This is a genomic window from Micromonospora sp. WMMA1949, assembly GCF_027460145.1.
In the GTDB taxonomy this organism is placed as follows: domain Bacteria; phylum Actinomycetota; class Actinomycetes; order Mycobacteriales; family Micromonosporaceae; genus Micromonospora.
Window position 1 is genome coordinate 1,697,142 of the sequence record NZ_JAPZBG010000001.1, and the last position, 24,917, is coordinate 1,722,058.

At 71.9% G+C, this 24,917-nt stretch carries 24 protein-coding genes; 9 read left to right on the top strand and 15 right to left on the bottom strand.

Going from position 1 to position 24,917, the window contains the following annotated elements:
- Positions 1-12: 12 nt before the first annotated feature.
- The 3 genes from adh (at position 13) to O7607_RS07710 (ending at position 2,449) form a co-directional block, all read left to right on the top strand.
- Positions 13-1,518 carry an aldehyde dehydrogenase gene (adh, locus tag O7607_RS07700; RefSeq protein WP_269702058.1) on the top strand — a complete coding sequence of 502 codons (1,506 nt, stop codon included), beginning with the start codon at positions 13-15 and terminating at the stop codon, positions 1,516-1,518.
- Positions 1,518-1,865 carry a DUF779 domain-containing protein gene (locus O7607_RS07705; RefSeq protein WP_262012457.1) on the top strand — a complete coding sequence of 116 codons (348 nt, stop codon included), beginning with the start codon at positions 1,518-1,520 and terminating at the stop codon, positions 1,863-1,865. Before adh ends, O7607_RS07705 begins: the two co-directional genes overlap by 1 nt.
- 134 nt (positions 1,866-1,999) lie before the next feature.
- The gene (locus O7607_RS07710; protein ID WP_269702059.1) at positions 2,000-2,449 is read left to right on the top strand and encodes a hypothetical protein; all 450 of its coding nucleotides are present in this window, start codon (positions 2,000-2,002) and stop codon (positions 2,447-2,449) included.
- 146 nt (positions 2,450-2,595) lie between these two features.
- On the opposite strand, the gene O7607_RS07715 is transcribed toward O7607_RS07710, so the two are convergent.
- From O7607_RS07715 to O7607_RS07750, 8 genes are all read right to left on the bottom strand, one after another.
- The gene (locus O7607_RS07715; protein WP_269702060.1) at positions 2,596-3,444 is read right to left on the bottom strand and encodes an endonuclease domain-containing protein; all 849 of its coding nucleotides are present in this window, start codon (positions 3,442-3,444) and stop codon (positions 2,596-2,598) included.
- A gap of 225 nt (positions 3,445-3,669) precedes the next feature.
- Entirely contained in the window at positions 3,670-4,683 is a 1,014-nt protein-coding gene (gene speB / locus O7607_RS07720; RefSeq protein WP_269702061.1) for an agmatinase, read from the bottom strand.
- The gene (locus O7607_RS07725) at positions 4,680-5,882 is read right to left on the bottom strand and encodes a saccharopine dehydrogenase family protein (RefSeq protein ID WP_269702062.1); all 1,203 of its coding nucleotides are present in this window, start codon (positions 5,880-5,882) and stop codon (positions 4,680-4,682) included. The genes speB and O7607_RS07725 overlap by 4 nt, the downstream gene beginning before the upstream one ends.
- Positions 5,882-7,303, bottom strand: coding sequence for an NAD(P)/FAD-dependent oxidoreductase (locus O7607_RS07730; protein WP_269702063.1), 1,422 nt, complete (start codon positions 7,301-7,303; stop codon positions 5,882-5,884). The genes O7607_RS07725 and O7607_RS07730 overlap by 1 nt, the downstream gene beginning before the upstream one ends.
- The gene (locus tag O7607_RS07735) at positions 7,300-8,130 is read right to left on the bottom strand and encodes an ABC transporter permease (RefSeq protein WP_269702064.1); all 831 of its coding nucleotides are present in this window, start codon (positions 8,128-8,130) and stop codon (positions 7,300-7,302) included. The genes O7607_RS07730 and O7607_RS07735 overlap by 4 nt, the downstream gene beginning before the upstream one ends.
- The gene (locus O7607_RS07740) at positions 8,127-9,035 is read right to left on the bottom strand and encodes an ABC transporter permease (RefSeq protein WP_269702065.1); all 909 of its coding nucleotides are present in this window, start codon (positions 9,033-9,035) and stop codon (positions 8,127-8,129) included. Before O7607_RS07740 ends, O7607_RS07735 begins: the two co-directional genes overlap by 4 nt.
- Before the next feature lie 25 nt (positions 9,036-9,060).
- Positions 9,061-10,218 carry an ABC transporter ATP-binding protein gene (locus O7607_RS07745; RefSeq protein ID WP_269702066.1) on the bottom strand — a complete coding sequence of 386 codons (1,158 nt, stop codon included), beginning with the start codon at positions 10,216-10,218 and terminating at the stop codon, positions 9,061-9,063.
- Positions 10,215-11,399, bottom strand: coding sequence for a polyamine ABC transporter substrate-binding protein (locus tag O7607_RS07750; RefSeq protein WP_269702067.1), 1,185 nt, complete (start codon positions 11,397-11,399; stop codon positions 10,215-10,217). Before O7607_RS07750 ends, O7607_RS07745 begins: the two co-directional genes overlap by 4 nt.
- A gap of 207 nt (positions 11,400-11,606) precedes the next feature.
- On the opposite strand from O7607_RS07750, the gene O7607_RS07755 reads away from it, so the two are divergent.
- From O7607_RS07755 to O7607_RS07765, 3 genes are all read left to right on the top strand, one after another.
- On the top strand, positions 11,607-12,119 hold the full coding sequence (locus O7607_RS07755) for an Lrp/AsnC family transcriptional regulator (RefSeq protein ID WP_269702069.1): 513 nt from the start codon (positions 11,607-11,609) through the stop codon (positions 12,117-12,119).
- A gap of 148 nt (positions 12,120-12,267) precedes the next feature.
- Positions 12,268-13,614 (top strand): aspartate aminotransferase family protein, encoded by a 1,347-nt coding sequence (locus O7607_RS07760; RefSeq protein WP_269702070.1) that lies wholly within the window; start codon positions 12,268-12,270, stop codon positions 13,612-13,614.
- 4 nt (positions 13,615-13,618) lie between these two features.
- A complete protein-coding gene (locus O7607_RS07765) occupies positions 13,619-14,998 on the top strand; it encodes an NAD(P)/FAD-dependent oxidoreductase (protein WP_269702072.1) in 1,380 nt (459 codons plus the stop codon).
- Between the two features lie 113 nt (positions 14,999-15,111).
- Here the strand turns inward: O7607_RS07765 and O7607_RS07770 are convergent, their stop codons facing one another.
- Positions 15,112-15,486: a DUF3499 domain-containing protein gene (locus O7607_RS07770; RefSeq protein ID WP_269702073.1), complete on the bottom strand. Its 375-nt coding sequence runs from the start codon at positions 15,484-15,486 to the stop codon at positions 15,112-15,114.
- A 153-nt stretch (positions 15,487-15,639) separates the two neighbouring features.
- Between O7607_RS07770 and O7607_RS07775 the strand changes: the two genes are divergently transcribed.
- Complete coding sequence (locus O7607_RS07775; protein WP_018787548.1) at positions 15,640-16,089, top strand: metallopeptidase family protein; 450 nt, start codon at positions 15,640-15,642, stop codon at positions 16,087-16,089.
- Positions 16,090-16,197: 108 nt separating this feature from the next.
- Here O7607_RS07775 and O7607_RS07780 read toward each other — a convergent pair whose 3' ends face one another.
- From O7607_RS07780 to O7607_RS07805, 6 genes are all read right to left on the bottom strand, one after another.
- A complete protein-coding gene (locus tag O7607_RS07780) occupies positions 16,198-16,458 on the bottom strand; it encodes a WhiB family transcriptional regulator (protein WP_013284161.1) in 261 nt (86 codons plus the stop codon).
- A gap of 460 nt (positions 16,459-16,918) precedes the next feature.
- Entirely contained in the window at positions 16,919-17,257 is a 339-nt protein-coding gene (locus O7607_RS07785) for a phospholipase (protein WP_269702074.1), read from the bottom strand.
- Positions 17,258-17,270: 13 nt separating this feature from the next.
- Positions 17,271-18,668 (bottom strand): DUF4331 domain-containing protein, encoded by a 1,398-nt coding sequence (locus tag O7607_RS07790; RefSeq protein ID WP_269702075.1) that lies wholly within the window; start codon positions 18,666-18,668, stop codon positions 17,271-17,273.
- Between the two features lie 72 nt (positions 18,669-18,740).
- A complete protein-coding gene (locus O7607_RS07795; protein WP_269702077.1) occupies positions 18,741-19,037 on the bottom strand; it encodes a hypothetical protein in 297 nt (98 codons plus the stop codon).
- A 151-nt stretch (positions 19,038-19,188) separates the two neighbouring features.
- Entirely contained in the window at positions 19,189-21,714 is a 2,526-nt protein-coding gene (locus tag O7607_RS07800; protein ID WP_269702079.1) for a bifunctional FO biosynthesis protein CofGH, read from the bottom strand.
- A 143-nt stretch (positions 21,715-21,857) separates the two neighbouring features.
- Positions 21,858-22,787 (bottom strand): hypothetical protein, encoded by a 930-nt coding sequence (locus tag O7607_RS07805; RefSeq protein WP_269702081.1) that lies wholly within the window; start codon positions 22,785-22,787, stop codon positions 21,858-21,860.
- A 99-nt stretch (positions 22,788-22,886) separates the two neighbouring features.
- Here O7607_RS07805 and cofD point away from each other — a divergent pair, with 99 nt between their 5' ends.
- The gene (cofD, locus tag O7607_RS07810) at positions 22,887-23,834 is read left to right on the top strand and encodes a 2-phospho-L-lactate transferase (protein WP_269702082.1); all 948 of its coding nucleotides are present in this window, start codon (positions 22,887-22,889) and stop codon (positions 23,832-23,834) included.
- Positions 23,831-24,916 (top strand): coenzyme F420-0:L-glutamate ligase, encoded by a 1,086-nt coding sequence (locus tag O7607_RS07815; RefSeq protein WP_269702083.1) that lies wholly within the window; start codon positions 23,831-23,833, stop codon positions 24,914-24,916. The genes cofD and O7607_RS07815 overlap by 4 nt, the downstream gene beginning before the upstream one ends.
- Position 24,917: the final 1 nt, after the last annotated feature.

Sequence of the window (24,917 nt, forward strand, 5' to 3'; positions counted from 1 at the left end):
GCGGAGGTACCCATGACGCGCTACGACGCCCCCACCCACTGGCAGTCCCGCTACGACCACTACATCGGCGGCGAGTACGTGAAGCCGCACGGTGGCAAGTACTTCGAGAACCCGACCCCGGTGACCGGCCAGACCTTCTGCGAGGTGGCCCGGGGCACCGCCGAGGACGTGGAGAAGGCGCTCGACGCGGCGCACGGCGCGGCCGACGCGTGGGGCCGCACCTCGGTCGCCGAACGCTCGCTGATCCTCAACCGGATCGCCGACCGCATGCAGGACAACCTGGAGTCCCTCGCGATCGCCGAGACGTGGGAGAACGGCAAGCCGGTACGCGAGACGCTCGCCGCCGACATCCCGCTCGCGATCGACCACTTCCGCTACTTCGCCGGGGCGATCCGGGCGCAGGAGGGCTCGCTCGGCGAACTCGACGACGACACGGTCGCCTACCACTTCCACGAGCCGCTGGGCGTGGTCGGGCAGATCATCCCGTGGAACTTCCCGATCCTCATGGCGGTGTGGAAGCTCGCCCCGGCGCTCGCCGCCGGCAACGCGGTGGTGCTCAAGCCGGCCGAGCAGACGCCCGCCTCGATCCACTACCTGCTCTCGCTGATCGGCGACCTGCTGCCGCCCGGCGTGCTGAACGTGGTCAACGGCTTCGGCGTCGAGGCGGGCAAGCCGCTGGCCTCCTCGTCGCGGGTGGCGAAGGTGGCGTTCACCGGGGAGACCACCACCGGGCGGCTGATCATGCAGTACGCCAGCGAGAACATCAAGCCGGTCACGCTGGAGCTGGGCGGCAAGAGCCCGAACATCTTCTTCGACGACGTCAGCGCCGCGTCCGACGACTTCCGGGACAAGGCCCTCGAAGGCTTCACCATGTTCGCGCTCAACCAGGGCGAGGTGTGCACCTGCCCGTCCCGGGCGCTCATCCAGCAGGGCCACTACTCCGACTTCCTGGCCGCCGCCGTGGACCGGACGAAGGCGGTCAAGCAGGGGCATCCGCTGGACACTGACACGATGGTCGGCGCGCAGGCGTCGAACGACCAGCTGGAGAAGATTCTGTCCTACCTGGACATCGGGCGGCAGGAGGGCGCAAAGGTGCTGACCGGCGGCGAGCGGGCCGACCTGGGCGGCGAACTGGCCGGCGGCTACTACGTCCAGCCGACCATCTTCGAGGGCGACAACTCGATGCGGATCTTCCAGGAGGAGATCTTCGGCCCGGTCGTGTCGGTCACCTCCTTCGCCGACCTGGACGACGCCGTGAAGATCGCCAACGACACGCTGTACGGGCTCGGCGCGGGCGTGTGGACCCGGGACCTGAACACCGCGTACCGGGCCGGACGCGCGATCCAGGCCGGCCGGGTGTGGACGAACTGCTACCACGCCTACCCGGCGCACGCCGCGTTCGGCGGCTACAAGCAGTCCGGCATCGGCCGGGAGAACCACAAGATGATGCTGGAGCACTACCAGCAGACCAAGAACCTGCTGGTCAGCTACTCGCCGAAGAAGCTGGGCTTCTTCTGATGGGTGACACCGTGACAGTGACCCCCGCGGCGGCCGACCTGATCCGGTCGCTGCGGGGGCAGCACGGCCCGCTGATGTTCCACCAGTCCGGCGGCTGCTGCGACGGCAGTGCCCCGATGTGCTACCCGGCCGGTGAGTTCCGCACCGGCGGCTCGGACGTGCTGCTCGCCTCGCTGGCCGTCGACGGCGTGCCCGAGCCGGTGGAGTTCTGGATGTCGAAGGCCCAGTGGGAGCTGTGGCAGCACACCCGGCTCACCGTCGACGTGGTGCCCGGCCGGGGCAGCGGCTTCTCCCTGGAGGCACCGGAGGGTGTCCGCTTCCTCATCCGGTCCCACCTGAACCGCTGATCTGTCCGAGATCTTGCAGCTCGCGGGTATCGCGGCGGTGGGATGCTGACGCCGTCCACTTCGGAGTCCGCGTCCCACCACCGCTCGAGTCGCTACCGGGTCGCGTTCCGCCACCGCCCGACAGGAGACCGCTCATGAACCCGGTCCGACAGCCAGTGCTCGCCGCCGGCCTCACCGCCCTGGCCACCGCCGCCACGCTCGGGCTCGCGCCGGGCGCCGCCGTCGCCGCCCCGGCGACCTCACCCCGCGTCTCCGTCAACTGGTTCGGCGCCGCCGACGTACGGGCGCACACCGCCACCGTCGGCGGCCGGTTCGACTGCGGCGCCGAGCGCGGCCTCGCGTACATCGAGGTGCACCTGGAGCAGCGGGCACGGCGCGGCACGGTCACCGGCTTCGGGTTCGGCGTGATCGGCGCGTGCACCGACGAGCGCACCGCCGGCACCTGGACCGCGACGATCCCCGCAGACGAGGGCAGGTTCCGCCCCGGCCCGGCGACGACGATCGCCCGCCTGGTGGTCGAGCCCAATTCGATCACCGAAACCACCGAACGCGTGCGCCTGCGCCCCCACTGCGCTCGCCCCTGACCCCACCCCCTCTCCCCCTCTCCCCCGCGATCTTGCACTTGGCGCCCCTTGGTTGCCAGATCTGTCCCTTTTGCGGGGTAGGCAAGTGCAAGATCGGCGGGGGTTGGCGCGGTCGGCGGGGTTGGCGGGGGCGGAGGCAGCGCGGGTTAGGGGGTCAGGGCGGCTCGGAGAGTGGCGAGGATGTGGGACGGGCGTCGGTAGAGGTCGCGGTCGGTGAAGTAGCGCATCCGCCAACCGTTGGCGTCCAGCCAGTTGATCCGGTCGCGGTCGTACCGCATGCGCTCCGGGTCCAGGTGGGACAGACCGTCGTACTCCACACCCACCCGCCGTTCCCGGTAACCCAGGTCGACGCGGAAGCGGGGCATGCCGTACCGGTCGTGAATCCACATCTGTGGCTCGGGCGCCGGGAGCCCGCCGTCGAGCAGCAACAGCCGCAGCTGGCTCTCCTGCCGGCACTCGGAGCGGCCGTCGGCTCGCGGCACGAGATCGCGCGCCTGCCGGACGCCGCGCAGGGCCCGGTGCAGGGGCAACTCCGCCGCGAGGTCGTCGACCGTCACGGCACCCGAGCGGAGTGCGGCGTCGAGCACGGGGAGGGCATCCATACGGCGTACGCCTCGGGCAAGGTCGATCGCGCACTGCGTGGCGGGCACGCACGGCAGGCCACCGACGACCACTGGCCGGACCGGCAGGACGGAGTGATGGACGACGAGACCCGGTAGGCGGGGCTTGGCGACGTCCGGCGGCAACTGCACGTGCACCGCGGATTCCCGAAGGACGCCAAATCCGTGGCGGCGCGCCGCGCTCTGCATCGCCAGCATCGCGTCGCCGGGCAGACACAGCAGCAGGGCTCGCAGCTCGTCCTCGTCATCGCACGGTGTCGGCGCGTAGACACCGCGCCGCACGCGGACCAGCTCCTCGCGCCTGACTTGGGTGCGTACTCGCTTCACGGTGAGCACCCGCATCAGTTCCCGGGTCCTCCACAGCTGCGTCGACATCCCCGAACCATGCCGCCCCGCCCGCGCCCGAACCTCTCGCCACTTCCCTCACCTGTGGACAACCCCAGGCATGTGCACACCCCCCACCGTCCCTTCCCCTTGTGCTAGGCCCTCCCCTCGCCTAGCGCGATCTTGCAGTTAGCGCCCTCTCACCGGGGGATATGACCGGAATGCCGGGGCCGAAAGTGCAAGATCAACGGGGAGGAAGAGGGCGGAGGTGGCGGGTCAGCGGTTGTCCAGGAGCGGCTGGGTGGGGTTCCACGGGGTTCCGGTTTCGGCGTCGTGGCGGCGGCGGGCTATCGCGGACAGCGCCTCCAGCACCACCCGATTGCCCAGGTACGCGGTGATGTCGGCGTGGTCGTACGGCGGCGCGACCTCGACCACGTCCAGCCCGACCACCGGCAGCTCGTAACAGACCCGGCGCACCGCGTCGAGCAGTTGCCGGGAGGTGAACCCGCCCGGCTCGGGTGTGCCGGTGCCGGGCGCCATGCCGGGGTCGACCACGTCCACGTCGACGGAGAGGAACACGCCCTCGCACTCGTCGGTCGCGATGCCGAACGCCTCGGTGAGGCAGGTGTCCAGGCCGCGCGCCACGATCTCGGTCATCTCGTACGAGCGCATCCGCTGCTCGGCCATCCAGGCCAGCGTGTCCGGGCCGGGCCAGTAGCCGCGCAGCCCGATCTGGAGGAAGCGGTCGCCGCGTACCGCGCCGGACTCGATGAGCCGGCGCATCGGCTGGCCGTGGCCGTGCAGCGAGCCGAACTCGACGTCGCCGGTGTCGGCGTGCGCGTCGAAGTGCACGAGCGACACCCGGCCGAGCCCGTGGTGCCGGGCCACGCCGGTGGCGTCGGGCAACGCGATGGAGTGGTCGCCGCCGAGCACCACCGGGATCGCCCCGGCGGCGGCCACCGCGTGCACGGCGGTCTCCAACGCGGCGAGCGAGCGTTCGATGTCGCCGCCGAACATCTCCACGTCGCCGGCGTCGTAGACACACAGGTCCTGCAGCGCGTCCACGCGCAGTGCCAGCGACGGGCGGGAGCCGTCGTGCGGCAGGTAGCAGGCCTGCCGGATGGCGGACGGCCCGAACCGGGTGCCCGGCCGGTGCGACGTGCCGCCGTCGAAGGGCGCCCCGATGATCACCACGTCCGCGTCGGCGTACGTGACCGGCTCCTCGACGGTGCACGGCGGCACGCCGAGGAATGTGATGTCGGGGCCGTACATCGGGCCGTACCGGGTCATCGTTCCTCCATCCCCCACGGCGAACCGTAGCCGGTGAGCAGGTCCAGGAAGGGGGTCGGCGGGAACGCCTCCGGGCCCAGCACGCCCGTGCCCGTCCACGCGCCGGTGGCGAGCAGTTCCAGCGCGACGACCGGGTTGACAGCGGTCTGCCAGACCACCGCCTGGTGGCCGTACTCGGCCATCGACCACTCGTTGTCGACCACGTGGTAGAGGTAGACGCGGCGGGGCCGGCCGTCCGGGCCGGTGCCGGTGACGTACGTGCCGGCGCACGTCTTGCCGCTCATCCGGTCGCCGAGCGTGGCCGGGTCGGGCAGCGCGGCGGCCACCAGGTCGCGCGGCGACACCTCGACCCCGCGTACGCGCACCGGCTGGGTCGAGTCCAGTCCGAGCTTGTGCAGCGTGCGCAGCACCTCGATGAACTCGGCGCCGAGGCCGTACTTGAAGGTGACCCGCTTCGCCGGCACCCAGCGCGGGATGAGCAGCACCTCCTCGTGCTCGACGTTGACGCATTCGACCGGGCCGATCCCGGCCGGGAAGTCGAAGACCTCCGGCTCGCTGAACGGCTCGGTGGTGAACCAGCCGCGCCCGGCCTCCCAGATCACCGGCGGGTTGAGGCACTCCTCGATGGTGGTCCAGATGGAGAACGAGGGCGCGAAGTCGTACCCGGCGACTGTCAGGTTCGCGCCGTCGCGTACCCCGATCTCGTCGATCTCGGCGAAGAGTTCGTCGGCGGCGTAGCGGGCGAAGACGTCGGACAGGCCCGGTTCGACGCCGATGCCGCACAGCGCGAGCCGCCCGGCGGCGGCCCACCGCTCCGCGACGGCGAACTGCTCGTCGCCGAGCTTGACCCCGGTCTGGGCGTAGGGGTGCTCGGGGTGCGGCCGGGACAGCGACATGGCCATGTCGAGGTAGTCGGCCCCGGCGGCGAACGCGCCGTCGAAGATCGGCATGACGAAGCGCGGGTCGACCGCGTTGAGCACGTGCGTGATCCGGTGTTCCCGGCACAGCGCGGCCACCGCGTCGGCGGAGGAGGCGTCGACTGTGGCGGCGACGAACCGGTCGCCGTGACCGGCGACGGCCCGCGCCGCGCGCGCCGGGTCGTGGTCGGCGACCACCACGCGGTCGAAGAAGGAACGGCGGGCGGCGATGGATACGGCGGCGGAGCCGACGCCACCGGCGCCGACGAGGAGGATACGCATCAGGAGTCGAACCCCAGTCCAAGACGGTCGAGAGTACGGAGCCAGAGGTTGCGCCGTCCGTCACGCGCGTCGGCGCGGGCGAGCGACCAGCGGGTGAGGTTGATGCCCACGGACCGGGCCGGTTCCGGCGGGAACGGCAGCGGCTTGCGGCGCACCAGGTCGAGCCGGGTCAGCGGGGTGTCGGTGCCGGACAGCAGGTCGAGCGTGACGCGGGCGCCGAACCGGGTCGCGCCGACGCCGAGCCCGGTGAACCCGGCCGCGTACGCCAGGCGTCCTTCGTACGCGGTGCCGAAGAACGCGCAGAACCGGGTGCAGGTGTCGATGACGCCACCCCAGCGGTGGCTGAACCGCACATCGGCGAGTTGCGGGAAGGTCGTGAAGAAGTGCGACGCCAGCGTGGTGAAGGTGGCCTCGCGCTGCTCCAACGCGGGCGCCACCCGGTTGCCGTAGTGGTAGATCGCGTCGTAGCCGCCGAACAGGATCCGGTTGTCGGCGGTGAGCCGGTAGTAGTGGAACTGGTTACCGGTGTCGGCGAGCCCCTGCCGGTGCCGCCAGCCGATCGCGTCGCGCTGCGCGGCCGTCAGCGGCTCGGTCATCAGCGCGTAGTCGTAGACCGGGACGACCCAGGAGCGCAGCCGGCGCAGCAGCGGCGGAAACGCGTTGGTGGCGAGGACGACCTGCCGCGCCCGGACCGAGCCGGGCGCCGCGTCCGCGCCGCCCGACGTCCGGGCGAGCAGCGCGGCGCCGTCGCGGGCCAGGCCGGTGACGCGGGTGTGCTCGTGCACGCGTACGCCCAGGTCGAGCGCGGCCCGGCGCAGTCCCCAGGCGAGCTTCGCCGGGTCGAGCAGGGCCACCCGGTCGGCGTCCCACATCCCGCCCAGGTACGTCGGCGACGTCACCTCGGCGCGTACCTCGTCGCGGTCGAGCAGCCGCACGTCGTGGCCGTACCGGCGGGCCAGCTCGGCGTCGGCGGCGAGCCCGTCGAGCTGGTACGGCTCGACCGCCACCGCCAGTTCCCCGGTGCGTTCGAAGTCGCAGTCGATGTCGTACTTCGCGACGGTGGCGGCGATGGCGTCCAGGTTCTCCCGGCCCAGCCGTTCCAGCTCGCCGATCTCGCCGGGGAACCGCTCGACGCCGTTGGCGAGCCCGTGGGTCAGCGACGCGGCGCAGAACCCGCCGTTGCGCCCGGACGCCGCCCAGCCGCAGGTGCCCGCGTCGACGAGCAGCACGTCACGGTCCGGGTCGGCCTCCTTTGCGAGCAGCGCGGTCCACAGCCCGGCGTACCCGCCGCCGACCACGAGCAGGTCGGCGGCGTGCGCACCGGACAGCGACGGCAGCGCGTCGGGGCGCTCCGGGCGGTCCAGCCAGTACGACACGGGCGCGGCGTCGGCCAGCGCCCGGCCGGTATGCGGGAGTGTCATGGCTTGCCCGCCGGTGTGGCGACCACCGCGAGGGCGGCCCGTCGTGCCCGCCGCCCGCGCAGCGAGGTGGCCCCCACCAGCAGCAACGCGATCACGAACATGGCCGTGCCGATCACGTTGACCTGCGGCGGGATGCCCCGCTGGGAGGCGCCCCAGACGTACATGGGGAACGTGACAGTGGTGCCGGCGTTGAAGTTCGTGATGATGAAGTCGTCGAAGCTGAGCGAGAACGCCAGCAGCGCGGCGGCCACGATGCCGGGCAGCACGAGCGGCAGCGTGATCCGCCGGAACGTCTGCCACTCGCTGGCGTACAGGTCCATCGCGGCTTCCTCCAGCCGCCGGTCCATGCCGGAGAGCCGGGCCTTCACGGTGACCACGACGAACGACATGCAGAACATGACGTGCGCGATGACGATGGTCCAGAAGCCCTGCGGCACCCCGGCCGCGACGAAGAGGGCGAGCAGCGAGGTGCCCATCACCAGTTCCGGGGTGGCCATCGGCAGGAAGATCAGGCCGTTGAGCCCGGACCGGCCGCGGAAGCTGTGCCGGACCAGGGCGAACGCCATCAGCGTGCCGAGGAGCGTGGAGACGACGGTGGCGATGAGCCCGATCTGCATGCTGCGCACCACGGCGTCGCACATGTCCGAGGTGGCGCAGGGCTGCTTCCAGTTGTCGAGCGTGAACTCGTTGAAGTCGTAGGAGAGCCGGCTGGAGGGCCGGTTGAAGGAGAGCCCGGCGACCACCATGATCGGCAGCGTCAGGTAGCCGAGGACGAGCAGTGCCACGCCCATCACCCACCGGTCGGCGAGCCAGCGCCTGAGTTTCACAGCACCTCCTCCGTACCGGCCCGGCGCAGGTAGACGAAGACGATCGCCAGGATCGCGGCCATCAGCAGGAACGACAGCGCCGCGCCCTGCGGGTAGTCCAGCCGGACCAGGAACGCCGAGTCGATGACGTTGCCGATCATGTACTCGTTCGGCGTACCGAGCAGCTCGGCGTTGATGTAGTCACCGGTGGCCGGGATGAAGAACAGCAGCGTGCCGGCGATCAGGCCGGGCATCGACAGCGGCAGCGTCACCTTGGCGAACGCGCGCAGCGGGCTCGCGTACAGGTCGCTCGCCGCTTCCAGCAGCCGGGGATCGAGCCGCTCCAGGCTCGCGTACAGCGGCAGCACCAGGAACGGCAGGAAGTTGTACGTCAGGCCGAGCACCACGGCGATCGGGGTGGCCAGCAGCCGGCCGTCCGGTCCGAGCAGGTGCACGTCACGCAGCAGCCCGACCAGCGCGCCGTTGTCCGACAGGATGGTCTTCCAGGCCAGCGTGCGCACCAGGAAGCTGGTGAACATCGGCGCGACCACGGCGACCAGCAGCAGGTTCTTCCACCGGCCGGCCTTCTGCGCGATCGCGTACGCCAGCGGGTAGCCCATCAGCAGCGCGAGCACCAGCGCGATGGCCGAGTAGAGGAACGACCGGGAGAACTGCGGCCAGTACGCCTGCAACGCGTCCGGGTAGTTGCTGAACGCCCAGGTCATGGCGTACCCGGTGGAGAGCGACCCGGCCGGGTCGTAGAGGCTGGCCGAGGCGAGCTGCACGAGCGGGAGCGCGAAGAAGACGAGCAGCCAGGCCGCGCCGGGCAGCAGCAACAGGTACGGCAGGAGCCGGTTGCGCCCGCGCCGCACCGGCGGCGTCGCCGGTTTCCCGGCGGAGGTCGGTACGTGGGCCAGCGCGCTCATGCCGCCACTCCGACAATTCGCTCGCTCATGCCGACGCACCCACCGGCGGCTCGTCGAGCAGCGGCGCGGTCTGGTCGTCCTCACCGGCGGCCCGGGGCAGCAGGAACGCGTGCCGCGGGTCCCAGTGCGCGGTCACCGCCGTGCCGACCGCCAGCTGACCGCCCAGCCCGCTGTTCGCGGCGAACGCGGTCAGCTCGCTGCCCCACGCGGTGCGCACCAGGTACTGGGTGCTCACCCCGACGTAGGAGGCGTCGCTGACCACGCCGCCGACGTGCTGGTGCCCGGCCGGTACCCGGTCCGGGCTCTCGACCAGGTGCAGCTTTTCGGGACGTACGCCGAGGAAGGCCGGCCCGTCGGTGAGCCGGGCCCGGCCGGCGGGCACCGAGAAGCGCGAGCCGTGCGCCGTGACCAGCACGTCGTCGGCGGCGCGGCCGCCGGCTTCGGCGGCGAGCAGATTGGACTGGCCGAGGAAGTTCGCGACGAACGCGGTGGCCGGGTACTCGTAGATGTCGGCGGGCGCGCCGAGCTGTTCGATCCGGCCGGCGTTCATCACCGCGACCGTGTCGGCCATCGTCATGGCCTCCTCCTGGTCGTGGGTGACGTGCACGAAGGTGATGCCGACCTCGGTCTGGATCCGCTTCAGCTCGATCTGCATCTGCCGGCGCAGCTTCAGGTCGAGCGCGCCGAGCGGCTCGTCGAGCAGCAGCACCTGCGGGTGGTTGATGAGTGCGCGGGCCAGCGCGACGCGCTGCTGCTGGCCGCCGGAGAGCTGGGCCGGGCGGCGCCGGCCGTACCCCTCGAGCTGGACCAGCGCGAGCATCCGTTCGACCTGGTCGCCCACCTTGCGGATGCCGCGGCGGCGCAGCCCGAACGCCACGTTCTCGTGGATGTCCAGGTGCGGGAAGAGGGCGTAGCTCTGGAAGACGGTGTTGACCGGCCGCTTGTACGGCCGCAGCCCGGCGATGTCCTGCTCGCCGAGCAGCACCTTTCCGCTCGTCGGCTGCTCCAGCCCGGCGATCATCCGCAGCGTGGTGGTCTTGCCGCAGCCGGATGCGCCGAGCAGGGCGAAGAACGAACCCTGCGGGATGGTCAGGGTGAGGTCGTCGACGGCGGTGAAGACGCCGAACCGCTTGGTCAGGTCGACCAGCCGCAGGTCGCCGGCCGGAGTCTGCTGCCCCTTCACGCGCCGATCACCTGCTGGAACTTGGTCTCGTACTCCTTCTCCTGCGCCTCGTCGAGCGCCATGAAGACCTTGGCCTTGGACAGCATCGTGTCGTCCGGGAAGATCAGCGGGTTGCTCGCCAGGTCCGGGTCGATCTTCTCCATCTCGGCCTGCGCGCCCTGCACCGGGCAGATGTAGTTGACGTACGCGGCCAGCTTCGCCGCCACCGCCGGGTCGTAGTAGTGGTTCATCAACGCCTCGGCGTTGGCCTTGTGGGTGGCCTTGTTCGGCACCAGCATGTTGTCCGACCAGAGCATCACGCCGGACTCGGGCACCACGAACTTGATCTTCTCGTCGTCGAAGCCGAGCTGGACCACGTCGCCGGACCAGCCGATGCACGCGGCGATGTCGCCCTTGGCCAGGTCGGGCGCGTAGTCGTTGCCGGTGAAGCGCCGGATCTGCTTGCTGTCCACGGCCTTCTTGAGCTTGTTCAGCGCGTCGTCGAACTGGGCCGAGGTGAACTTGGCCGGGTCGTGGCCGAGCGACTGCAGCAGCAGGCCGATGGTGTCGCGCATCTCCGACAGCACGGTCACCTTGCCCTTGAGGTCCGGGCGGGTGAGCAGCTCGTCGACGGTGCGGATCTCCTTGGTGACGTTCGCGTTGTACGCGAGCCCGGCCAGGCCGGACTGCCACGGGACGGCGAGCTGGGTCTCGGCGTCGAAGGAGCGACCGCGCAGCGACTGCAGCAGGTTCGCCTCGACGTTGGGCATCTTCGACTTGTCGAGCTTCTGCACCCAGCCGAGGCGGATCACCCGGGCGGCCATCCAGTCGGTGAGGACCATGATGTCCCGGCCGGTGCTCTGACAGCCGGCGAGCTGGTTGCGTACCTTGCCGAAGAACTCGTTGTTGTCGTTGACGTCCTCGGTGTACGTCACCTGGATGCCCGAGGCGGCGACGAAGGCGTCGAGCGTGGGGCGCTTGGACTCGTCCTTCTCGTCGGTGTCCATGTACTGCGGCCAGTTCGAGAAGGCGACCTTCTTCTCGGTGGCGGAGAGATCCTCGCTCTTGCACCCGGCTTCGGTCTGCTGGGCGCCCTTGGTCCCGCAGCCGGCCAGGGTGCCCGCGGTGGCGAGCAGTGCGGCCGAGCCGACGGTCCCGGTGAGCAGACCACGCCGGGTGAGGGTCCGAAGGGGACTACGCATGTGACGACTCCTTGAGGGGGCATCGTCGGCGGCGGGACGGGGGGCGGCGCGCCGGCGGGAGGGTCAGTGGCGATGGACGACTGATCCTGACATGAGAAAACCTCTCTCACAAGGGATTCCGTTGCGGGAATAGCCACTCGCCACGAAATACGCCAGACTGCGCGGGGCACTACGATCGATCCGGAGATTCGGACACAAGGAGCGTCGATGGTCAACCGGCACCAGGAGAACTCCAACGGCGGCCGTCGGGTCACCGTGCGTGAAGGATCCAATCACGCTCTGCTCGACGACGTGGCCAAGCAGATCATCGAGCAGCTCCAGGAGGACGGGCGCCGCCCGTACGCGAGCATCGGCAAGGCGGTCGGCCTCTCCGAGGCGGCGGTACGGCAGCGGGTGCAGCGGCTGCTCGACGCGGGCGTCATGCAGATCGTCGCGGTCACCGATCCGCTCCAGCTCGGCTTCCCCCGCCAGGCCATGATCGGGCTGCGCACCGACGGCGACCTGGAGTCCGTCGCCGACCGGCTGGCCGAGTTCGAGGAGATCGACTACGTGGTGATCACCGCCGGCTCGTTCGACCTGCTGGCCGAGGTGGTCTGCCGCAACGACGAGCACCTGCTGGAGATCCTGCAGAAGCTGCGCGGCGTCCCCGGGGTGCTCTCCACCGAGGCGTTCGTCTACCTGAAGCTGCGCAAGCAGACCTACAGCTGGGGCACCGCCTGATGCGGATTCCGTTGACAGAGCAGTAATGCGGCGCTGAATCCGTCGCGCTGAGGCTTTTTCACTTGCCTTATCGGCATCGCCTGTGGGATAACCGTGGGCAGAGCGGCCGGTGTCACCCCTGACCGGCCCGAGACCCGATGGGGCTGACATGGCCAACGCCACCGACCACCTGTGGATGCACTTCACCCGCATGGCGAGCTACCCGACCGGCGAGGTTCCGACAATCGTCCGGGGCGAGGGCGCGTACGTCTGGGACGCGCAGGGCCGCCGCTACCTGGACGGACTGGCCGGGCTGTTCGTCGTCAACGCCGGCCACGGCCGCACCGAGCTGGCCGAGGCCGCCGCCAAGCAGGCCGGCGAGCTGGCCTACTTCCCGCTCTGGTCGTACGCCCACCCGAAGGCCGTCGAGCTGGCCGAGAAGATCGCCACGCTCACGCCCGGCGACCTGAACCGGGTCTTCTTCACCACCGGCGGCTCGGAGGCCGTCGAGGCGGCGTGGAAGCTGGCCCGGGCCTACTTCAAGCGCACCGGCAAGCCCACCAAGCACAAGGTGGTCAGCCGCTACATCGCCTACCACGGCACCTCGATGGGCGCTCTGTCGATCACCGGCCTGCCCGGCATCAAGACCGACTTCGAGCCGCTGGTGCCGGGTGGCATCAAGGTGCCGAACACCAACTTCTACCGGGCCCCCGAGCACGGCGACGACGCCGAGGCGTTCGGCCGCTGGGCCGCCGAGGAGATCGGCCGGGCGATCGAGCGGGAGGGACCGGAGACGGTCGCCGCCGTCTTCCTGGAGCCGGTGCAGAACTCCGGCGGCTGCTTCCCGCCGCCGCCCGGCTACTTCGAGCGGGTACGCGAGATCTGCGACGCGTACGACGTGCTGCTGGTCAGCGACGAGGTGATCTGCTCCTGGGGCCGGCTCGGCGAGTACTTCGGCGCCGTCCGGTACGGCTACCAGCCGGACATCATCACCACCGCCAAGGGCATCACCTCCGGCTACGCCCCACTCGGCGCCATGATCGCCAGCGAGCGGCTGATGGAACCGTTCCTCACCGAGACCGGCATGTTCGCGCACGGCGTCACGTTCGGCGGCCACCCGGTCTCCTGCGCCGTCGCGCTGGCCAACCTGGAGGTGTTCGCCCGGGAGGACCTGATCGGGCACGTCCGGGCCAACGAGGGCGCGTTCCGGTCCACCCTGGAGAAGCTGCACGACCTGCCGATCGTCGGCGACGTCCGCGGTGACGGCTACTTCTACGGCATCGAGCTGGTCAAGGACAAGACGACCCGGGAGACGTTCGACGAGGCCGAGTCCGAGCGGCTGCTGCGCGGCTTCCTGTCCACCGCGCTGTTCGACGCCGGGCTCTACTGCCGGGCCGACGACCGCGGCGATCCGGTGGTGCAGCTCGCCCCGCCGCTGATCGCCGACCAGCAGCACTTCGACGAGATCGAGCAGATCCTGCGCGCGGTGCTGACCGAGGCATGGTCGCGGCTCTGACCCGATGACCGGCTACCAACAGCTGTCGTACTGGCTGTCCGGCCTGGACGAACCGCTGACACCACGACCCGGGTTGCCCGGCGACACGGACGCCGACGTGGCGATCGTGGGCGCCGGGTACACCGGGCTGTGGACGGCGTACTACCTGGCCCGGGCCGAACCCACGTTGCGCGTCGTCGTGCTCGAACGGGAGATCGCCGGGTTCGGCGCCTCCGGCCGCAACGGCGGCTGGTGCTCGGCGCTGTTCCCCACCTCGCTGCCGGCGCTGGCCCGGCGGCACGGCCGGGACCGGGCACTGGCCATGCAGCGGGCCATGCACGACACCGTCGCCGAGGTGGGGCGGGTCGCCGCCGCCGAGGGCATCGACTGCGACTGGCAGGCCGGCGGCACGGTGACGCTGGCCCGCAGCGAGGCCCAGCTCGGCCGGGCCCGCGCCGAGGTCGCCCAGGCCCACACGCACGGGCTCACCGACGACGACCTGACGCTGCTCGACGCCGCCGAGGCCGCCGCGCGCTGCAACGCCGAGGGGGTACGCGGCGGCACGTACACCCCGCACTGCGCGGCGGTGCACCCGGCGAAGCTGGTCCGGGGCCTCGCCCGGGCGGTGGAGCGCCGGGGCGTACGCATCCACGAGCGCACACCGGTCACCGCGGTGCGGCCCGGCGCGGCGGTCACACCGGCGGGCGTGGTCCGGGCACCGGTGGTGGTCCGCGCGACGGAGGGCTACACGCCGGGGCTGTCCGGCCAGCGGCGCACCGTGGCGCCCGTCTACTCGCTGATGGTCGCCACCCCGCCGCTGCCCGAGGAGACCTGGGCACGGATCGGGCTGGCGCAGCGGGAGACGTTCTCCGACTACCGGCACGTCATCGTGTACGGCCAGCGCACCGCCGACGGCCGCCTGGCGTTCGGCGGGCGGGGCGCGCCCTACCACTACGCCTCCCGGGTCCGGCCCGGATTCGACAGGGAGCCCCGGGTGTTCACGGCGCTGCGCCGCGCGCTCGCGGACCTGTTCCCGGTCCTCGGGCCGGAGGTGCCGGTGACGCACGCCTGGGGCGGGCCGCTCGGCGTGGCCCGGGACTGGGCCGCGTCGGTGGGGCTGGACCGCAGCACCGGGCTCGCCTGGGCCGGCGGCTACGTCGGCGACGGCGTCGGCACCAGCAACCTCGCCGGCCGTACGCTGGCCGACCTGATCCGGGGCGTGGAGAGCGACCTGACGGCGCTGCCCTGGGTGGGCCACCGCTCCCCACGCTGGGAACCGGAGCCGCTGCGCTGGCTCGCCATGAACGCCGGCCTGCGGGTGATGTCCTCAGCCGACCGGAGAGAGCACCGCACGTCCCGCCCGTCCCGCCGAGCCGAGGCCTTCAACCGCTTCCTGGGCCACTGACCGCACCCGGCCTCCCGCCCGGCACCCCGCCCCGTTGATCATGAGGTTGGCGGCACTCAGGGAGATCGAAAACGCCGTCAACCTCATGATCGACCGAAAAGCCTGACGGTGGGTCAGTGGTGGGGCGGGATGACCCGGAGGTGGCCTCGGCGGCCCTGCTGGTGGGGGGCCTGGGGCTTGCTGGCGGGCTCGTCCTCGGGAGGACGGGGCGGGGCCGGGCGTGCCGCTTCGCGTACCGCCTCGGCCAGCGCCACCAGGTCGTCGGTGGTGGGCGGCGGCGGCTCGAACTCGCCCTCGTGCCGCACCACGTCCCAGCCGCGCGGGGCGGTCAGGTTGCGGGCGTGCGGCTCACACAGGTCGTACGTGTGCGGTTCGGCGAACGCGGCGAGCGGGCCCACCACCGCCGTCGACTCGTTGTAGACATAGGTCAATGTGGCGACCGCTTGCCGGGGGCAGCCGTTACGGGAGCAGCGCCGTGGTGACCTCACGGCGGCAGGGTATCCCCATTACCGGGTCCGGCGCACCGCTTCGCGTTACGACACGCCCGTCATGGTGATCACAATTCCTCCGATCGGCGCACCGGCACGCCGGACGGCCGCGCGACAGCGGGTGGACCGTCGCCCCGGGCTACCCTGTCCGTCATGACGAGCCCGCAGAACCGCCGCCCCGGTTCCGGCCGGCGCACCCACCGCGACCGGCACGGTCGCGGGCTGCGCGGGCGGCTGGTGCCGGCCACCGTGCCGCTGGCCCGGACGAAGGCCGAGGTCTTCGACGATCTGGTGCTCGACACGGTGGAGACGCTCGAACGCCGGTTCGCCAAGGAGCTGGCCGGTGTGGAGTTCGCGGTCGAGGACGTCCCGCCGGACCTGAACGTCTACGACTCGGACGTGCTGGAGGACGGCGAGGTGCCGCTCGCCCGGCTGCTGCCCGGGCGGCCCGGCCGCCAGGAGGTGCCGCCGCGCATCGTGCTCTACCGGCGGCCGCTGGAGTTCCGCGCGATGGACCGCGAGGATCTCGCCGACCTGGTGCACGACGTGATCATCGAGCAGGTGGCGAATCTGCTCGGGGTCGATCCGGACGAGCTGGCCTGACCGGTCGCCGGGGCCGGCCGGTGGGCGCCGCCACCCGGCCGGATGCTCCGGCCGGACGGCGACCCGGGTCCGGAGCGGCCCCCACCGCCCCGTGGACCCGTACGTCGATCAGGCGGCGACCCGCCGCTTGAGCTTGCGCCGCTCCCGCTCGGAGAGGCCACCCCAGATTCCGAACCGCTCGTCGTGACCGAGCGCGTACTCCAGGCATTCCGTCTTCACTTCGCACCGCGAGCAGATGCGCTTCGCCTCGCGGGTCGAGCCGCCCTTCTCGGGAAAGAACGCCTCCGGGTCGGTCTGCGAGCAGAGCGCTCGCTCCTGCCACTCCGGCGCGTTCCCGAGCAGGTCGGCCACCTCGAGCTGGCCGTCCATCGATTGCCTCCTTGTCGCGCACCGGCGTCATTCGCCGCTGCAACCCCCCACGCGAAAGGCGTGCCTGTCCGTACGGTCACCATTTGTTGCGTTCCGTGCGAACAACCCCATTCAAATTACACGCGTGTAATGCGTGCGCCGTCAAGCCAAACTTGATAATGGAGTCGCCCTCCCGACACGTCCGGGACGACCGCCGCGGTCGCCCGTAGCCTCGCAACCTGCCCTATCGATTCAGACCCCGGACGAGTAACGCCCTCCCCGGCGAGTTGCCGGAAGTTTTCTGCCGTGGCGCATCGCCGGCAGGCCGGCCGGACGCCCCCGCCGGCCGCTCGTACCAAGATCAGAATTGGTGGGGCAAAGGGTAACCCGCTTCCCGCGACACCGCCCGTCGAGCCGTCCAACGCCGAGAGCGCCCCGTCCACATGGTGGACGGGGCGCGGGTTCCGACGTGACTGACGGATCAGTCCAAGCGGGCTGGTGAGCTGGTGGGCCAGACGAATTCGGCGACCGACCCGCCGGTGACCGAGATCGCCCCGGCGGACGTGTGGTCGTCCCACCAAACGGTATACACACCCGCCTCCAGGTCCGGGTAGACGGCACTGTGGAACACCCCGTCCCGGACGTGCCGCTCACGTACGGCGGAGTGGGTCCGCGGACCGTCGAGGTCCACCCGACTGATCTCGATCTCCCGGCCGTGCAGGTCCCGCCCGGTGTGGATGATCAGCGCGCCCCGGTCGCCGCCGAGATCGAGCACGACGCTCCCCACCTCCGACGGGCCGAGATCGTGATGGTGTGACATCAGCCGCCTCCCGTCAGGACTTCTTCGCCTGCGGGTTGCCGAACCCGTCGTACGGCGTGCCGAGGAACGGGAAGTCGGCCAGGAACGGCGCGGTGACGTCGGCCGCGCTCAGGCCGGGCGTCACCGCCGCGGCGGCGGCGTCCGGGCGGAACGTCTTGTCGACGAGCGGCACGGTCAGCCCGGCGATGGCGCGCAGCGCGATGGTCACCACGTCGTCGGCGGGACGGCGGCCGTTGGGGAAACCGGCCAGGTCGCCGCCGAGCACGCCGAACCGGTCCGGCGTGCGGCTGGGCCGGATCGCCGTGTTCAGCCGCAGCATGTCCGCCTGCACGTCGCCCGTGGTGTTGGCGAAGCCGTCGATCAGTCCGGCCGGGACACCGGTGAGCAGGATCGCCACCAGGTCGGCGCGCGGCTTCTTGGACTTGTTGAGCGCGTCCAGATTGGGGAACACACCCGGGTAGAGCGCCGGCAGCAGCGCGGCCAGCTCGGGCCGCTCGACGAACCCGGCGAACCGCTTGTCCTCCGACGGCGGGAGAGTGTTCCAGACATCCTTCTTGGACATCGGCACGATGACCTCGTTGAACAACGGGTTACCGAGCCGCGACACCTGCGTGAACGGGCCGGCTGCGGTGTCCGCGGAGACCCGGTCGCCGAGCACCCGGACCTGCTGGCGGGACGCGCTCGTCCACACGCCGATGGTCGAGGAGCGGTCGGCGGGGCTGTAGCGGGCGGCCTTGCGGCGTACCTGGGCGAGCGGCACCTGCACGGCGAGGCTGTGCACGTTGAGCCGGTCCAGCGCGTTCACCGGCTCGCCCTCGGCCCGGAACAGCTTCTTGCCGGCGACGTGCAGCTGCTGGAACGGCCGCAGCGTACCCAGCTCGAACACCGCGCCCAGGTCGACGAAGAACCCGTCGGCCCGCTGCCCGGCGAATACCTTCTCGCCGGTGGACAGCTTGAACGTCGCCTGCCGGACCAGGTTCTGGTATTTCGGCGTCGACAGCGGGCCGACGTTGCACGGCGGGCAGGGCAGCTTGTGCGCCAGCACCCGCGCGCGGCCGTCCGCGATGCGGGTCAGCCGGTAGAACTGGCGCCGGTTCCAGTTCTTGCTCTCCAGCGACTCGATCGGCCCGGTGTTGTAGAGAAAACTGTTCTCGTTCGTGATCTCGGTAGTGAATTCGAAACGATAGGTGACGTCCGGATAACCGTCACCGTCGTTGTCGATGTGAATCTCGTACCGGACGTCGTCACCGAACTCGAAGAAGTTCGGGCCGCCGGAGGGAAGCTGCAGCGGCACGTAGTTGGCGATCAACGTGACCGTGTCGGGCTGGTTCGGCGTGACGAACGCGTACAGGTCGGAACTGTCGGCGACCGGATCCTTGGCGATCTCCGGGGCCTCGCGGTGAGAGGACATGGCGGACGCACCTTCGTCGGGGGAACGGAAGTCGGAACCGGCGCCGGGAGCCCACGCCGGTGAAGGGTGGGATCAGCGCCGGCCGGCGGCGCGCACCAGGCGGTCGGCCAGGCCGCGGTCGCGTACCTCGACCCGGTTCGTGCCGACGAAGACGTCCATGACGCCGGCGGCGGCGTCGCGGAGGTGGACCACGATCGGCTCGTCGCGCCGGTTCGCCGTGGGGTTGTTCTGCGCGGCGGACAGGCCCGGAACGGTGAGGGCGGCGGCGCCCAGCGTCGCGCTCGCCGCGGCGGTGAGCGTCTGCCTGCGGGTCAACCGCGGCCAGGTCCGCCGCTTCTTCGGCGCCTCGGTGGTCTCGTCAGTGCTCATCGGCAACCTTTCCGGACCGGCGCCGCAGCGCCGCAACGGGCCCCGGCGCCCGGACACCGCCGGGCCCCGGTTCGGGGTCACCGGCGGCGGTCCTCGCCGAAACCGCCGCCGGCATCGACAGGTACGGCGCGCGGCGGGGAAAGGTTCGACCTCAGGCGCGGGCGTGACCGTACGCGGTCGTCCGCTTGCGGAACGGGCGCCCGGCGGCGGTGGCGATGGCCCGCAACTGCTCCTCGGTACGGGCCGAGCCGTTGCCCGAACCGGCCATCCGGGAGATCGTCTCCTCCATCAGCGTGCCGCCCAGGTCGTTGCAGCCGCCGCGCAGCATCTCCACAGTGCCTTCGTCGCCGAGCTTCACCCAGGAGCACTGGATGTTGTCGATCCGGCCGTGCAGCAGCAGCCGGGCCATCGCGTGCACCGCCCGGTTCTCCCGCCAGGTCGGGCCCGGGCGGGCGATGCCGGCCAGGTAGATCGGGGCGTTCGTATGCACGAACGGCAGCGCCACGAACTCGGTGAACCCGCCGGTACGGTCCTGCACACCGGCCAGCACCCGGAAGTGGGCCAGCCACTGGCCCGGGTGGTCCACGTGGCCGTACATCATCGTGGAGCTGGACCGGATGCCCAGCTCGTGGGCCGTGCTGACCACCTCGACCCAGGCGGCGGCCGGCAGCTTGCCCTTGGTGAGCACCCAGCGCACGTCGTCGTCGAGGATCTCGGCGGCGGTGCCCGGGATGGTGTCCAGCCCGGCCTCGCGGAGCTGGAGCAGCCACTCCCGGACCGGTACGCCGGCCTTCGCGGCCGCGGTGGCGATCTCCATCGGGGAGAACGCGTGCACGTGCATGCCGGGCACCCGCGCCTTGATCGCGCGGACGATGTCGGCGTAGCCGGTGACCGGCAGCTTCGGGTCGATGCCGCCCTGGAGGCAGACCTCGGTCGCGCCGGCCGTCCACGCCTCCTCGGCCCGGTCGGCCACCTGCTCGAGGGAGAGCCGGAACGCGTCGGCGTCGCTCTCCCGCTGGGCGAACGCACAGAACCGGCAGCCCACGTAGCAGACGTTCGTGAAATTGATGTTGCGGTTGACCACGTAGGTCACGTCGTCGCCGACCGCGTCCCGGCGCGCGTCGTCGGCCAGCCGGCACAGCTCGTCCAGCGCCGGGCCGTCCGCGCCGAACAGCGCCAGCGCCTTGGCCTCGTGCGCCGGCGTCAGCAGCGCGGCCGGGTCGTCAGCGGCCAGCCGCAGGCCCGCGCGCAGGTCGGCGTCCGCGCCGGCGCCCAGGGGTACGCCCGCGCGCGCCTCCGGCGCCACCTTGCCGGCCACCTCGGCCCAGTCGCCGTACACGCTGTCGAAGTCGCCCCGCCGGTCGTCGGTACGGCCGGTGACGTCGATCGTGACGTGCAGGTCGGTCCGGCCGCCGTAGCCCGACTCCGGCTCCTGCCACGGCCGTCCCACCGGGCGGGCCGCCTCGACTGCGAGCCCGGTGGCCGGGTCGGCGAGCGCCGTGACGTGCGGCAGCAGGCGCGGGTCCAGCCACGGCTCGCCCGCCCGGACGTACTCCGGGTAGACGGTCAGCCGCTCGCGCAGCGTGAACCCGGCACTCGCGGTACGCGCCGCCAGCTCGTCGAGGTGCGGCCAGGGCCGCTCCGGGTTGACGTGGTCGGGCGTGACCGGGGAGACGCCGCCCCAGTCGTCGATGCCGGCGCGCAGCAGCAGGTCGTACTCGCCCGCGATGAGGTTCGGCGGGGCCTGGATGCGGGCCTTCGGGCCGAGCAGCACCCGGGCCACCGCCACGGTGGCGGCCAGGTCGTGCAGCTCCGCGTCCGGCATGCCGCGCATCGCGGTGTCCGGCTTGGCGCGGAAGTTCTGCACGATCACCTCCTGGAGGTGGCCGTACTCCCGCATCGCGCGGCGGATCGCGAAGATCGCGTCGACCCGCTCGGCCCGGTTCTCGCCGATGCCGATCAGGATGCCGGTGGTGAACGGCACCCCGACCCGGCCGGCGTCGTCGAGCACCCGCAGGCGTACCGCGGGTTCCTTGTCCGGCGAGCCGTAGTGCGGGCCGCCGGGCTCGGACCAGAGCCGGGTGGCGGTGGTCTCCAGCATCATGCCCATGCTCGGCGCGACCGGCTTGAGCCGCTGCAGCTCCGACCAGGTGAGCACGCCCGGGTTCAGGTGGGGCAGCAGGCCGGTCTCCTCCAGCACCGCCACCGCGCAGGCGCGCAGGTAGTCCAGCGTCGAGTCGTACCCCCGCTCGTCCAGCCACCGGCGGGCCGCCGGCCACCGCTCCTCGGGCCGGTCGCCGAGCGTGAACAGCGCCTCCTTGCAGCCCTGCGCGGCGCCCTCGCGGGCGATCGCCAGCACCTCGTCGCGTTCCAGGTAGGCGGCGGGCAGCCGGTGCGGCACGGTGGCGAACGTGCAGTAGTGGCAGCGGTCCCGGCAGAGCCGGGTCAGCGGGATGAAGACCTTCTTCGAGTACGTCACCACGCCCGGCCGCCCGGCGTCACGCAGCCCGGCGTCGCGGATGTCGGAGGCGATCCGGAGCAGGTCGTCGAGCATCGGCCCGCGAGCGGCGAGCAGCGCACTCGCCTCGCCGGCGTCGAGTGCCCGGCCGGTGGCGGCCCGCCCCAGCGCCCGCCGGATGCTCGCCTCGGTCGGTTCGGGGTCGCTGCGATCAACCATCCGCCCAGCCTAAGCGCTGCCGGACGGCCGGACGCCCGCCCCCGGTCGCGGTCCGGGCATCGGGACGAACCGGGTGATCCCCCGCACAGCGGCGGGCTCCGGTGGCGGCGGGCGACGATGCTCCGTCGCCCGCCGCCCGGACCTCAGCGGGGCTGGTTCGGGTCCTCGCGGTCGAACCGCTGGGTGCGCTCGTCGTCGGCGGCGGGCGACGGCGCGCCCGGCTCGGCGGACTGGCGCGGGATCGCCTGCGTCGGGTCGGCCGACGGCGGCTGGCCGAACGGCGCGGACTGCGGCGATCCGTACTGCGGCGCCTGCTGCGGGCCGGCGTACGGCGAGCCGGCCTGCGGGTCGGCGGACGGCGGGCCGGACTGCGGGCCGTGTGGCGGCGCGGTGTTGAACGGCGGCGCCGACTGCGGCTGGCCGTACGGACCGGGCTGCTGCTGCGGCCAGCCGGGCGGGGGCGAGCCGGCCTGCGGGTAACCCTGGCCGGGCTGCTGCGGGTAGCCGCCCGCGCCGGGGTAGCCCTGACCCGGCTGCTGCGGCCAGCCGGGCTGGGGCTGGCCGTACACGCCCGGCTGCGCCTTGGGCTTCGGCACGTAGTAGAGCGTGCGCCAGATCTTGAACACCACGAACGCGGCGATCCCGAAGATCGCCAACCACGCCACGCGGGTGAGCAGACCGAGGAACGCGTCCAGCACCTCACCGTCGGCGAGCCGGCCGACCAGCCAGATCAGGAACGTCAGCGCGCCGAACACGACGGAGACGGCGTACTCGACGAGCGCCACCTGCGTGATCAGCTTGGCCTTCGGCACGACCGGGAGGATCACGGTGGCGATCAGGACGGCGAGCAGCGGCAGGACCGTCGCCTCCAGGCCGATGAAGGCGAAATACGTGCTCCCGGCGCGGCTGCTGAACGTGCTGTAGTCGACCGGCACCAGCAGGCGCAGCAGGCCGACGAAGAGAAGCACGGCGTTGGCGCCGAGAAGGACGAGCGCGGCCAGTTCGCGCAACGGCTTGATCAACTGGCTGGCCTGCGCGGCGTCGCCGGACGCGGGCTCGGCGGGGCTGGTCACGGACTCCCCCAGGGGACGAAAGCGGACAGTTGCCGAAGTGAGCGTAGTCTCTCCGGCCACCGGACGATCGACGGCGGCGCGTGCGGAAGGATGGACGTCATGCGCATCGTGGTACTGACCGGCGGCATCGGGGGCGCCCGTTTCCTGCTCGGCGTGCGGGCGTACGCCCGTGAGGTGGGCGCCGAGGTGACCGCCGTGGTCAACGTCGGCGACGATCTGCTGCTGCACGGGCTGAAGGTCTGCCCCGATCTGGACAGCGTGCTCTACACGCTCGGCGGCGGCGCCGACCCGGAGCGGGGCTGGGGCCGGGCGGGCGAGACCTGGACGGTGAAGAACGAGCTGGCCGCGTACGGCGCGGAGCCGAGCTGGTTCGGCCTCGGCGACAAGGACGTCGCCACCCACCTGGTGCGCACCCAGATGATCAACGCCGGCTACCCGTTGTCCCAGGTCACCGAGGCGCTGGCGGCGCGCTGGCAGCCGGGCGTACGGCTGCTGCCCGCCACCGACGACCGCCTGGAGACGCACGCCGTCGTCACCGACGACCAGGGCCGCCGGGCGATCCACTTCCAGGAGTGGTGGGTGCGCCATCGGGCCGCCGTACCCACCGACCGGTTCGTCTTCGTCGGCGCCGACACGGCGAAGCCCGCGCCGGGCGTGGTCGAGGCGATCGCCGCCGCGGACGTGGTGCTGATCGCGCCGAGCAACCCGGTGGTGAGCATCGCGCCGGTGCTGGCGGTGCCCGGTCTGCGCGACGCGGTGACCGGCGGGCCGGCCCCGGTGATCGGGGTGTCGCCGATCATCGGCGGCGCGCCGGTACGCGGCATGGCCGACCGCTGCCTCGCCGTGCTCGGCGTGGAGTGCAGCGCGGCCGGCGTGGGCGGCCTCTACGGCGCCCGGTCGGCGGGCGGGCTGCTCGACGGCTGGCTGGTCGCACCGGAGGACGAGGACGCCGTGGTGCCGGACGTGACAGTCCGCGCGGCGCCGCTGCGGATGACCGACGAGGCGGCGACCGCCGCGATGGTGCGCGCCGCGCTGGAGTTGATGTGAGGCTGGAGATCCTGCCGGTGCCGGGCATCGGCGACGTGACCGAGGGCGACGACCTGGCGGCGCTGATCACCGGTGCGGCGCCCTGGCTGCGCGACCACGACGTCCTGGTGGTAACCAGCAAGATCGTGTCGAAGGCGGAGGGCCGGCTCGTCGACGTGCCGGCCGACGGCCCGGAACGGCTCGCCGAGCGGGACCGCATCCTGGCCGGCGAGACCGCCCGGGTGGTGGCGACGCGGGGCGCGACCCGGATCGTGCAGACCCACCACGGGTTCGTGATGGCCACCGCCGGCATCGACGCCTCGAACGTGGACAAGACCCGCCTGGTGCTGCTGCCCGTCGACCCGGACGCGTCCGCCCGGGCGCTGCGCGACGCGCTGCGCGACAGGTACGGCCTCGACGTGGCGGTGATCGTCAGCGACACCATGGGCCGCCCGTGGCGCAACGGGCTGACCGACGTGGCGCTCGGGGTGGCCGGCATGCCGGCGATCCGGGACCACCGGGGCGAGGTCGACCCGTACGGCAACGAACTGTTCGTCACCCAGATGGCGGTGGTCGACGAACTCGCCGCCGCCGGTGAGCTGATCAAGGGCAAGTGCGACCAGGTACCGGTCGCGGTGATCCGGGGTTACCTCGCCGCGACCCGGGACGACGACGAGGGCGCCCGCGCGCTCGTCCGCGACGCCTCGATGGACCTGTTCTCGCTCGGCACGGCCGAGGCGCGCGCCGCCGGTCTGCGGGCGGCGGCGACGCTCGCGGACCGGATCGGCCCCGAGCCCGCCGACCCGGACGCGGTGCGGCGGGCGATCGACGCGGTGGCCGACGTGGTCGCCCCCGGCACGGTCTTCACCCACGTGACCGACGACGAGGTACGCGCCGGACTCGCCGCCACGGTGCCCGGCTGGCCCAACTCGGCCACCGGCCTGCTGCTCGGCGCGGCGCCCGCCCCTGTCGACCCGGCGGATCTGGTCCGGTTCGGCGCGGACCTGCAACGTCTGCGCGCCGCGCTGGCCGCCGAAGGCGTCGACTCGATGTTGCTCCCGCCCCCGTCCGGCAGCACCGCGAGCGCCACGCTGGCGCTCTGAG